This window comes from Anaerococcus vaginalis ATCC 51170, assembly GCF_000163295.1.
In the GTDB taxonomy this organism is placed as follows: domain Bacteria; phylum Bacillota; class Clostridia; order Tissierellales; family Peptoniphilaceae; genus Anaerococcus; species Anaerococcus vaginalis.
Map to the genome: position 1 here is coordinate 400,788 of NZ_GG700527.1, position 12,941 is coordinate 413,728.

The 12,941-nt window shown below is 30.3% G+C and carries 5 protein-coding genes and 1 pseudogene; all 6 read left to right on the forward strand.

Annotation, left to right across the window (positions count from 1 at the left end; translation table 11 throughout):
- Window positions 1-19 precede the first annotated feature (19 nt).
- The 6 genes and pseudogenes from HMPREF0078_RS01995 (at window position 20) to HMPREF0078_RS02020 (ending at window position 12,829) form a co-directional block, all read left to right on the forward strand.
- On the forward strand, window positions 20-2,233 hold the full coding sequence (locus HMPREF0078_RS01995; protein WP_004838412.1) for an ATP-binding protein: 2,214 nt from the start codon (window positions 20-22) through the stop codon (window positions 2,231-2,233).
- Between the two features lie 1,876 nt (window positions 2,234-4,109).
- Window positions 4,110-9,959, forward strand: a pseudogene (locus tag HMPREF0078_RS02000) (helicase-related protein); the annotation flags it as partial.
- 43 nt (window positions 9,960-10,002) lie between these two features.
- A complete protein-coding gene (locus HMPREF0078_RS02005; RefSeq protein WP_004838414.1) occupies window positions 10,003-10,662 on the forward strand; it encodes a hypothetical protein in 660 nt (219 codons plus the stop codon).
- A gap of 323 nt (window positions 10,663-10,985) precedes the next feature.
- The gene (locus HMPREF0078_RS02010; RefSeq protein WP_004838415.1) at window positions 10,986-11,198 is read left to right on the forward strand and encodes a helix-turn-helix domain-containing protein; all 213 of its coding nucleotides are present in this window, start codon (window positions 10,986-10,988) and stop codon (window positions 11,196-11,198) included.
- A 20-nt stretch (window positions 11,199-11,218) separates the two neighbouring features.
- Window positions 11,219-11,917 (forward strand): response regulator transcription factor, encoded by a 699-nt coding sequence (locus HMPREF0078_RS02015; protein WP_004835594.1) that lies wholly within the window; start codon window positions 11,219-11,221, stop codon window positions 11,915-11,917.
- A 3-nt stretch (window positions 11,918-11,920) separates the two neighbouring features.
- Complete coding sequence (locus HMPREF0078_RS02020; RefSeq protein ID WP_004835597.1) at window positions 11,921-12,829, forward strand: sensor histidine kinase; 909 nt, start codon at window positions 11,921-11,923, stop codon at window positions 12,827-12,829.
- The last annotated feature ends 112 nt before the right edge of the window (window positions 12,830-12,941 follow it).

A 12,941-nucleotide genomic window follows, 5' to 3' on the forward strand; every position in this document is an offset into this window, starting at 1 on the left:
AAAGACTGGAGGGCATGATATGGATATTCTAGAATGTAAATTAAAGAATTGTTATGGAATAGATGAGTTTAACCATGAATTCGATTTTACAAATACAAATGTGATTACAGTATATGCAAAAAATGGATTAATGAAAACTTCTTTTGCAAAAACTTTTAAGAAAATTCAAGATGGTAAAGCTGACGAAATACGTGATGAAATATTCGATATAAAAGCAGAAGTTAATGTTAGCGTAGATGGACAAGATATAAGAAAAGAGCAAGTGTTTGTAATAAAAAGCTTTGAAAATTATTATGAATCTAATAGTATAGCGGATTTATTAGTAGACGAAAAAACAAAAAAATCTATCACAACTTTATTAAAGCAAAAAAATAATTTTTTAAAAAAGTTAGTGCAATATTCAGGACTAAAAATTGAAAAAACACAACAAGGAAGAAAAATTTATGAATTAGAGCCTACAATAGTTTCTGAAATGAATTTAAGTGAAAAAAGCTTTTTATTAAGCTTGAAAGAATTAGGTGAAGTTGAAAATAAAACGTATTTACCTAATGTTAAATACTCGACAATTTTTGATAATAGTGTAATTAAAAAAATAAAGGACAGTAGTTTTCAAAATAAAATAAAAGAGTTTTGTGAAGCTGCTGAAACTATATACAGTAGTTATACTTTTTTTGAAAAAGGTAAGTTCACATTTCCAAAATTGAAAAACGTTGCAAAAAATTTAGATTCAGATAATTTTTTTGTAAGAGATAATAAACTTAATTTAAATAATAGCATAGTAATTGGTAATAATGATGAACTACAAGAGAAATTATATGAAATAGAAGGGAAAATTAAAGATATTCCAGAGTTTCAACAGATAGAAAAGTTACTAAGTGATACAAAAGGCATATTATTAAGAGATACAATAGAAAATAATCCTGAGCTAATAGAGTTTTTAAAAATAGAAAATTTAGACAATTTAAAAAAAGAATTATGGACTTCCTATATAAAGAAAGAAAAGAAATCTTTTGATGATTTATTAGAGATATATAAAGAATTAGAGGAGAATGTTAAAAATCTCAATATAGACAATACATTGTGGAATCGTTCTTTAGAAATATTTGAAGATAGGTTTACTGTTCCATATAAGATGAAAATATCAAATTTAAAGGGAGCGATAATAGGAGAAAACCTCCCACGTGTGGAGTTTATATTTGAGAAGGGTGAAAATCAAGCAAGCTTAGATAGATCAAATTTAGAAAAATTAGACGTGTTAAGTCAAGGAGAAAAAAGATCTTTATATTTGTTAAATATAATATTTGACATAGAAAAAATAAGAAAAGAAAGCAATGAAATCCTATTTATAGTAGACGATATAGCAGATTCTTTTGATTATAAAAATAAGTATGCTATTGTAGAATATTTGTATGAAATGGCAACAATTGATAATTTTAGAATGATAATTTTATCTCATAATTTTGATTTTTATAGAACAATTTCTTCTAGACTCAATGTACCTCGTAAATCTAGATTTATCGTTGAAAACAAACAGGATTTAAATTTGATAGAAGAAAAATATCAAAAGCAACCTTTTATAACATGGAAAAGTAAACCAGATAAATATTCTTTATTTGCACTTATACCATTTGTTAGGAATCTAATTGAATATAGTTATGATAAATATGTTAATGATTCAAATTATTATGATAGCGATTATGAGCTATTAACTAATTTACTACACAATAAAGATAATTCAGGAACTATTACTTTTAAAACTTTAGGGAAAGTATATAAAGAATATTTAGGGAAATTTGATATACCAAGTGAATTTAAAGAGGATGATCTGGTTATAGAAAAGCTTTATGAAACTACTGAAAACTTAAGTAATAACTTAAATTTACTCGAGCATAAAGTTTTATTATCAATGGCTTGTAGACTTAAAGCTGAGGAAATAATGTTAGATAAAATTAATAATTATAATGGGATGCTCAATTGGAAAGTGAAAAATAATTTGAAAACAGGAGATAAAGCGGAATTTCTGAATCATGTAGATAAAACTAATAATATGACCAGGGTATTATTTGATGCATATAAGCAGATTGCGAATGAAGAACAAATTAATATTGTTAATGAAGTTAATATAATGACTCCAGAAAATATTCATATAAACTCTTTTATGTATGAGCCTATAATGGATATGGATATTAACGAATTATTGAACTTATATAAAAAACTTAAAAAATTAATATAGGTCATTTAATTATATTACATTAAAGACGGTAGATTATTTAAAATCTATCGTCTTTTTTATTACTCTAAAAAGGAGGTAGAAAATGCAAGTAAATGATTTTAAGAATATACAAGAAGCAATAAAGTATGAAGTTTTACAAGATGAAAAAGAATATTTAAAGCTCTTAAAGGTTATAGGTAATAATCAGAAATATGATTTTTCTAGCCAACTAAGTATATACAACAAAGAACCTGAAGCTAGAGCTTGTGCGACCTTTGATATGTGGAAAAAATATTTTGGTCGAGTTGTTATGAGAGGTCAAAAGGGTATTCCAATTTTAGTTGGAAGTAATGTAAATCAAAAAATTTCATACATTTTCGATATTAGTCAGACAACATCAATGGATAGGAATATCAATGAGGTTAGCTTATGGCAGTTTGATCACGAAAACCATAATGAGGCTTTAAAAGAAATAATAAGAGATTTTTCATTTGAAGCTAGTGATTCACTCAATGAAAATATATTTTCTTTGAGCCGAATTTATGGAGATAAATACATTAACTTGGCTCTTGCTGATTTAAGGATAGATATAGAGGATAGACTTAGCTTTGAAAAGTTTATGAGAGACTCAATATCCTATGCGGTAGCTAATAGGTTTAATACAGTCTATCCTATGGATATGGAAAATTTAAAAAATAATTTTTCTAGGATTAATACAATTTCTTTAGAACAGATAGGTCTTGTAATATCAAGGGTTAGTGAAGATATTATAGATAGCACAATAGAAAAATCTAAGGAAATAGATCGTGCTAGGCTGCTGACAGAAAGGGCTGCTGCCGACTATAATAGAGATATAGAAAATACAAATGAAGATAGAGGAGGTCAAAATGATTTATATAGACGAGATGATAGGTCAAGAAGTAGAGATGGACGAGTTTTCACAGATGGAAGCGACAGAGGAAATAGCGATGAAGATCGAAGAGAAAACCTTGGACATGATGGAGAAGGATATGGAATTTATGGAGAGATTTCCGAATCCGACTTACGCAGTTCTAAGACTGTCTTATCTGGTAGGCAGCGAGGACATGGAGAACTGGAAGAAACTTCAGGAAATGTACGAGGAGAAAACACTTTTGAATCATCTGAAGGAAATTCAGAATCAGGCAGTGGACTTTATCAAGAGAGAGAAAGTGAAAATGATGAAAGCCCAAGGATTGACAGAGAAGATGATGAAAGAGAATCCAGAAGAATACCAAGGACAGATGAACAACTTGATGGCAACAGTCAGGAGAATGGCAATCAAGGAATACGTGGAAGCTTAGAAAATGAAATAAGCCAAGAAAAGGAAGCTGATGAAGCTTCTTTTTTTGATGATAAAAACATTGAAAATAGAAAAGATTACTGGATTGTAGAATTTAATGAAAACCACGAATTAGTTCCTGATTATAGTGGGCAGGTAGTAACAAAAGACTTAATCGATATCCTAAGACAAAAGGATATTGATGTTAAAGACCATAATCAAACTCTTGGAGAAAATGAATTTGGAGAAATGACTGATGATTATATCGGGTATTTCAAATTCTATTTTGACCACTATATAGATGGCGAAGTTGTCGAGCATTATAGGATTGACCTTGGTGATGGTGAAGAAGTAAATGAGCGTGATTTTTCATATTTAGAAGAGCAAGTTGAACTAAGCGAGGAAAAATCATTACAAGAAGAAGTTAAGGAAAAGATAGAATCTAAATTTAAGATAGGTGATCAGGTTAGATATAAAGATAAGGACTTTACCATTACAGATTTTGATGAACTAAGTGGAGGACTTAAAACTGTCACTATCAGAGATAATATGGAGTATATGGGAGGTATGATTAGGGGTTCGGAAGTAATTCCATATAGAAATGATTTATACCTTGAAGAAATCTTTGAAAATCTAAGTCAAACATCAGAAAAACTAGCAGTAAAAGTTGGTAAGGAATTTATTTTAGAAGATGAGAATACCTTTGATGGAATTAACTTAATTGAAACTGAAACTAAAGTAGAAGTTAATGGAGAAGAATTTCCTTTATATAAGGGTGAAACATTTGAAGAAAGTAGAAAGATTGATGACCTTTTAGATAGTGGAAACTATGAGATATACAAATTATCTGAGCATGAAAAACAAATTGAAAGACAAGTAGAACAAGAAAGCTTTATAGATAACCACAATCCTGAAATTGACCAAATGATGGATAGGTACAATGTGCCTAGGGAAGCATCCGAAAACTTATTGAGGGGTAAAGAAGATTTAAAGAATCTAGACTATGAACCTAATAAGGAAAGGCTAAGTTTTGCTAGAAATTATGACTTAAAAAATCATATTTACTCAGAATACCTAACACCATCAGAAAGACTAGATAAAAATATCAAAGCTATTAAAATGCTAAAAAGACTTGAAAATGAAAATAGGAGTCCAAGAGAGTATGAACAAGCCTATCTTGCTGATTATTTAGGTTGGGGTGGTCTTGCCGATGTCTTTGATGAAGAAAAGGGAGGGCAATGGCTTGAAGCAAGAAATATTTTAAAAGAAAATCTATCAAATGAAGAGTATTTGAATGCCAAAGAGTCCACTCTTACATCATTTTATACACCTAGAGAGGTAATGGATGGAATATATAAGACTCTAACAGATATGGGATTTAAGACTGGAAATATCCTTGAACCGTCTGCAGGGGTCGGTAATTTTATTGGTAATATGCCAAGTGAAATACAAGGCTCTAAAGTCTATGGAGTAGAAAAAGATAGCCTAAGCGGAAGAATAGCAAGAGAGCTTTATCCTGAAGTTAACATTCAAATTAAAGGCTTTGAAGAAACAAACTTCTCAAATAACTTTTTCGATTTAGTTATAGGAAATGTTCCCTTTGGAGATTTTAAAGTTAACGATCGTGAATATAACAGAAATAACTTTCTGATTCACGATTATTTTTTTGCAAAGTCAATAGATAAGGTTAGGAATGGAGGAATTATTGCCTTCATAACTTCATCTGGAACTATGGATAAAAAAGATGAATCTGTTAGAAAATATATTAATGCAAGATGTGAGTTTTTAGGAGCTATGAGGCTACCTAATACAACATTTAAAGGACTTGCTGGTACAGAAGTTACTTCAGATATTATTTTCTTAAAGAAGAGAGATTCAGTTATAGAAAGAGATGACGATTGGATACACCTATCAACTGATAAAAAGGGTTTGACTTATAATAAATACTTTGTAGATAATCCTCAAATGGTATTAGGGGATATGAAAGAAGTATCTGGTAGATTTGGAAATACTATTACTTGTGATGAAAAAGAAGACGAAAATCTAAAGGATTTAATGGATCTTGCAAGTAAGGAAATATCTTCAAATTCAAAATATGAAGAGGTTGAACTATTGGAAGATGAAGAATTAAGTCTTCCAGCAACAGATGATGTTAAAAACTTTTCTTACACTATTATTGATGAAGAGGTCTACTTAAGAGAAAACTCAGTCTTAATTAAGCAGAATATATCAGATAAAAACAAAGAAAAGATAAAAGATTACCTTGATGTAATGAATGCTTTAAAAGATGTAATAGAAAAACAAAAGGAAGATTTTTCTGATGAAGAAATAAAAGAATCACAAGCAAAGTTAAATGAAGTCTATGATAACTTTTCAAAGAAACATGGCTTTATTAACTCCCTATCAAACACTAGAGCCTTAAAGGAAGACTCGAACTTTCCTTTGGTTTCATCAATAGAAATACTTGATGATGAGGATAATTTCAAAGCTAAGAGTGATATATTCTCAAAAAGAACAATAACAAAGGCAAAAGTAGTAGACCATGTAGACACTTCTCTTGAAGCTTTGGTTTTATCAGTTTCACAAAAGGGATATGTAGATTTTGAATATATGGAATCTATCACAAGTAAAGATAAGGACACCTTAATTGGTGAGCTTGAGGGCGAAATATTTTTAGATATTAAGGATACAGACCTAATAAATAACAGAATGCCCTTTGAAAACTTTAATAATGACGATCCATTTCATTTTTCATATGTATCGGCTGATGAGTATCTAAGTGGAAATATTAGAGAAAAGATTGGTTATCTCAATTCATATATCGGAGAAATTGAAAATGTAATAGATTTAGCACCTTCTGAAAAGAAAGACACATTATTAAACGAGTTAGGCAAACTCAAATATCAAAGAGAAAAATTACAAGAAGTTATGCCTGAAGAACTCACTGCTTCTGACATAAATGTAAGGTTAGGAGCAACTTGGATACCTCAAAAAGATATAGAAGACTTTACTTTTAATCTTTTAAAAACACCTGGTTATGATAGGTGGAATATTAATGTTAGGTTCTCACCACATACAAGTGAATGGAACATTGAAGGTAAAAGTGTTGACTCAACTAATGATCTTGCTAACATGACTTATGGTACAAGTAGAGTGAATGCCTATAAGCTAATTGAAAATGCCCTTAATCTAAAAGATACGAAGGTATTTGACCAAGTAATAAATGATGATGGTTCTAAGACTTCTGTATTGAATAAAAAAGAAACCATGCTTGCAAGTCAAAAGCAGGAACTGATTAAAGAAGAATTTAAGAATTGGATATTTGAAGATCCTAATAGAAGATATAGGCTAGAAAAGATTTATAATGAAAAATTCAATTCAATTAGAAATAGAGAATTTGATGGTTCTAACTTAACTTTTGATGGAATGAATACTGAAATCAGACTACGAGAACATCAGAAAAACGCCATAGCAAGGACTCTTTATGGTGGAAATACACTACTTGCCCATGTAGTAGGAGCAGGAAAAACTTTTGAAATGGTAGCTTCTGCTATGGAATCTAAAAAGTTAGGACTTACAAGTAAGTCATTATTTGTAGTTCCTAACCATTTAACCACTCAAATTGGTAGGGAGTTTATGCAATTATATCCGTCAGCAAACATTATGGTGGCCGATAAAAAAGACTTCCAACCTAAAAATAGGAAAAGATTTATTGGTAGGATTGCAACAGGAGAATATGATGCGGTCATCATAGGACACTCTCAATTTGAAAAAATACCAATGTCTAAGGAATACCAGGTAAGGCATATACAAGACCAAATAGATGATATAGTTTCCTTTATTGATGAGAACAAAAGAAATAGAGGAGAAAATTTCACAGTAAAACAACTAGAAAAGACAAAGAAGAAGCTTTTGGTAAGACTGGAAAAACTAAATGATGACTTTAAAAAAGATGATGTAATAACCTTTGAAGAACTAGGAGTAGATAAGTTATTTATAGACGAAGCTCATAATTACAAAAACTTATTTTTGCATACAAAGATGAGAAATGTTGCGGGTATCGGTCAGAGTGAAGCCTTTAAGTCTTCGGATATGTATATGAAATGTAGGTATATGGACGAAATGACAGATGGAAAGGGAGTTGTATTTGCTACTGGTACACCAATATCAAATTCAATGACAGAGCTTTATACTATGCAAAGATACCTTCAATATGACGATTTAAAGGCAAGAGGATTAGAACATTTTGACGCTTGGGCTTCTACTTTTGGAGAAACAGAAAACACCTTTGAATTATCTCCAGAAGGCACTGGATATAGGCAAAAGACAAGATTTTCAAAGTTTTATAACTTGCCAGAGTTGATGTCTATGTTTAAAGAAGTAGCAGATATAAAGACTTCAGATATGTTAAATTTGCCAGTACCAGAAGCAAATTTTGAAGTTATTAAAACAAAACCTACTGAGGAACAAAAAGAAATATTAGAAGCTATTTCAGAAAGAGCAGACGCAGTTAGAAATAACCAAGTAGAGCCAACAGAAGATAATATGCTAAAGATTACAAATGATGGTAAAAAACTTGCCCTTGACCAAAGATTAATAAATCCACTACTTCCAGATGATCCTAATTCAAAGGTAAATGTATGTGTTAAAAATATCTTTTCGATCTGGGATAAGACAAAAGAAAATTCATCTACACAATTAGTATTTTCAGATATGTCTACACCAAAAGGAGATGGAGAATTTAATATCTATGATGATATTAGAAATAAGCTAGTAGATATGGGAATACCAAAAGAAGAAATAGCCTTTATCCACGAAGCAGATACAGACAAACAAAAAGATGAACTATTCTCCAAGGTAAGAAGAGGAGAAGTAAGAGTATTATTAGGCTCTACTCAAAAAATGGGAGCAGGTACAAATGTACAGAACAAATTAATAGCCTTACACGATTTAGACGTCCCATGGAGACCGTCTGATCTAGAGCAAAGAAGTGGTAGAATTGTTCGTCAAGGCAATGAAAATGATAAGGTAAATATCTTTAGATATGTAACCGAGAATACATTTGACGCCTATTTGTGGCAGACAATAGAGAATAAGCAAAAATTCATATCTCAAATTATGACTTCAAAAACTCCAGTAAGAGTTGCAGAAGATGTTGATGAAGCAAGTCTATCTTATTCAGAAATTAAGGCTTTAGCTACTGGCAATCCTCTAATTAAAGAAAAAATGGATTTAGATAACGAAGTTACAAAGCTAAAAATGCTGGAAGCAAACTACAAGTCTAATAAATATAAGCTTGAAGATAAGGTAAATAAAATTTATCCTCAAAGTATTTTAAAAACTGAAATGGAAATAAAAGCAGTTAAAGAAGATATTGCAAGTGTAGAGAAATTAGGAGAAGGAGATAGCAAATTTACTTCAATCAGTCTAGGGACAAATAAAATTTTAGATAAGAAAGAAGCTGGAGAGAAGCTATTAGAAGAAATAAAAAAGGTAAAGATAAATGATAGCAAGGTTATTGGTAAATATAGAAATTTAGACTTACAAGTTTCATATAACTTTATGACTAATACTCACACCTTTAAACTTTTAGGAAAAGCAGAATACTTTGGAGAGTTTTCAAACTCTACTGATGGTAATATAACAAGACTTGATAATGCCATTGAAAAAATGCCTGCAAGACTTGAGAGGTTAAATCAAAACCTTGAAAACTATAAAGAATCTTTAGAAAATGCCAAAGTAGAACTGACTAAACCATTTGAAAAAGCAGATGAGTTAAGGGATAAGACACTAAGACTAGCTGAAATTAATAAACTTTTAGATATGGGAGAAGTAGAAGAATTAGAAAACCAATCACCACTATTAGAAGATTTAAAGAGGGCGATAGTTGATTATTCTAACTACGAGTTTTCAGAATCTAATAGCTATGAAGACTTTGACAAATTATATCCTGATTTAAGCCATATAGGACTTGCCTATACAGAAACACCTGATGGGAAGCATTCTATTCAATATGAGGTAAATTTGGAAGAAAAAACATGGACTCAGTATGTAGATAATGTAGCTATTAGAACAGAATCTTTTGTAGAAGAAGATGTATCTAATTCACAAGCTCTTAAAGATATGACTGAAGCCATAAAGATGTCAAGTTTTGATAATCTGGTATCAGTAGATGAAGAAGATTTAAAACAAGCACTAGGATTAGAAATAGATGATGATGGAAACTTCTATGATCCACTAGCAAAAGATCTAGACAATGACGGAATACCAGATAGGTATGACAATGATTTTAAAGATAGTGATTACTTTGAATCAACTTATGATGTAGAGGATAATCTACACGCAAGAGAAGAGAAACCATCAATATTGGGACAAATATCCAAATTTAAATCAGAAGAAGAAAAAGATAAGAATCAAGAAAAAAGTGAAAAAGGACAAGAACGATAGAGGAGGGCTAATAGCTCTCCTTATTTAGTACAAGGAGGAAATTATGGAATACAAAGATATTAGAGAAAATTTAGAAGAAATGATGAATGATAACTACAAGGATTTTATAAAAGCACTTGTGAGCATAGAAAAAGGTGTCAATGATGAAAAGGCACTTGAAGAAGTCTATGTTTTATATATGAACAATGACACAACAGGTCTACTAAGTGATGACTTTGACTATATGATTGATGATATGAAAGAACAAGGAAAGCTCATTGAAAATACCAATGAACTTGAAGAAAAAGACGACCTTATAAATCTCGTGGGTAATATAGCTGGAAAAGTAGAAAATCTTGAACGAGAAAATGCTAATGGAGAAAAATTCAAAGTAAGTAACTTTTCTCTTGTTTCAAAAGATGACGATGGAAATAAAGTTTATACCAATTGTTCAGCATATGGAGATAAGACAAAAGATTTAGAGAACTTAAAACAAGGAGATTTTGTTAAAATATTTGGTCAAGTAAAAACAAGCATTGACAACAACGGAAAGGAACATAAGAATGTCCGTATTTTGTTTTATAAGCTTTTAAAAGCAAAAGAACAAATGAAAGGACAAGAAAAAAAGAAAGAGTCTGTGCTTGGAGAAATCAAAAAATATCAGACTGAAGATAAGGGAAAGCCTAAAGAAAAGAAAGAAACATCAAAAGAAGCTGAAAGATAAACTTATGGTCGGTGTGGTCTTAGTACTGCACCGACTCTTTTTTTGTTTGGAGGAAAAAAGAGGAGAGAACACTATCTCTCCATATCCTTGCCCATATAAATTCCTAGTTTTTTCGTATCCTGTAAAGATCGTCCATTGTTTTTTTGAGGAAGAATACTCTCGCATAAGGGTATTCTTTTTTTGTTCAGTTTATTAAATCTGTATAAAGACAAAATGTAAAAAATGGTTGTAAACAATCTTTTAAAAATCAAATAAAAATTGAATATAATCAATAAAAGTGATATAATTACTCCGAAAATCGTTACAAAGAAAAGAGGATTAGTATGGCATTGAATTATAAACCATTATGGATACTATTGGCGAAGAAAAGTTTGAAGAAAACAGATGTAATAGTTATGGCAGGGATTACCACTAATGTTATGGCACAGATGGGAAAAAATAAGCCTATAACACTTAAAAACTTAGAAAAAATATGTAAGTCTTTAGATTGTACACCGAATGATGTATTTTCCTTTGATGATAATTATATTGAATAAGAAGTATGGAGTTATGAGATATGAGAGAGATAATAATTATAGATGATGATATTGCATTATGTAATTTAATTAAAAAGTGTTTAAGTACTGATGGATATTCTGTTGATATTGCCAATAATGGATTAGACGGATATAAGAAAATACGAAATGCAAATAATTTGTGTCTGATTTTATTAGATATTATGCTTCCTGATTTTGATGGGTTTCAAGTTCTGGAGATGATAAGGGAAGAATGCACTATTCCGGTTTTAATGCTGACTGCGAAGTCTGATGATGATTCAAAAATTTATGGACTTAAACAAGGTGCTGATGACTATTTGACAAAGCCATTTAATATAAATGAACTTAAGGCAAGAGTTGAAGCTATGGTTCGTAGATATATAGATTTCAATCAGAAAAGCACAGACCAGTCTGATATACTCACAATAGATGGTATGCAAATAGATAAGGAAAATAGAATTGTAAAAATAAGTGATAATAACATAGAATTAACAAATAAAGAATTTGATTTATTGTATTTTCTTGCGTCTAATAAAGGGAGGATTTTTACAAAAAAACAAATATATACGAATGTTTGGGAAGAAGATTATCTTTTTGATGATAGTAATATCATGTCTTTTATCAGTAAGCTTCGAAAAAAAATAGAGCCTAACCCTGAAGAACCAACTTATATTTTGACAGTTAGGGGCGTGGGTTATCGTTTTAGTAAGGGGGTATGATATATGGATGTAAAAATCATCATAATCTTATTATTGATATTTGTAATTTTTTGTTTGTTAAAAAAAATTACCAACATAAAAAAAGAAATAAACAGTATTCAGGAAGTACTCGTTGATATAAAAAATGGTGATTACAATCGCAGAATTTTAATTAAGAAAAATGAAACTACAGAAAAGATCTGTCATGATATAAATGAGATAACTCTACAAAGTCAGAACAAGCTAATAGAACAAAAGCAGTCAGAACAGGCGTATAAATCACTTATGACAAGTTTGTCTCATGATGTGAAAACTCCTTTAGCATCTATGGTCGGGTATTTGGAAGCAGTGCAAGAGGGAATTGTTACGGGAGATGAGAAGGAAGATTATATAAAAATTTCTTTAAGTAAGGCACATTACTTGAAGGATTTTGTAGAAAAACTCTTTGATTGGGTAAAGTTGGATTCAGGAGAATGGAAGTTTTCTTTTGTAGATAAAGACCTGAATGAATTAACAAGAAATGTGATAAGCGACTGGATTCCTATTTTTGAAGAAAAACATATAAGTTATGAAATTGAAATTCCGGAACAGGAATTCTATATAAAGATAGATGAAAATGCCTATTTTAGGAGCTTAAACAATATTATAAACAATATTATTATTCACAGTAATTGTGATAGAGTACACTTGAAATTAGAAGAATCGGATACAAAAGCTACTTTGATGATTTTAGATAATGGAAATGGTATAAGTGAAAAGGACTTACCATATATATTTGATAGGATGTATCAGGCAGATAGTTCAAGATTAACAAAAGGATCGGGACTTGGCTTATCAATTGCTAAAGAATTGTTAAGAGTGAATAATGCCAAAATAAGGGTAAGTAGTATACCTAACATAAAAACTGTCTTTACTGTGGAGTTTGCAATGTAAGTAGCTGATTTAGAAAGCCCCTTTTGGGGCTTTTTTTATTGAAACAAGATAAAAACAAGGGTGTCGCAAGATTATGGCAAGGTTAATCATTTATAATATTTATTGTAAGGAG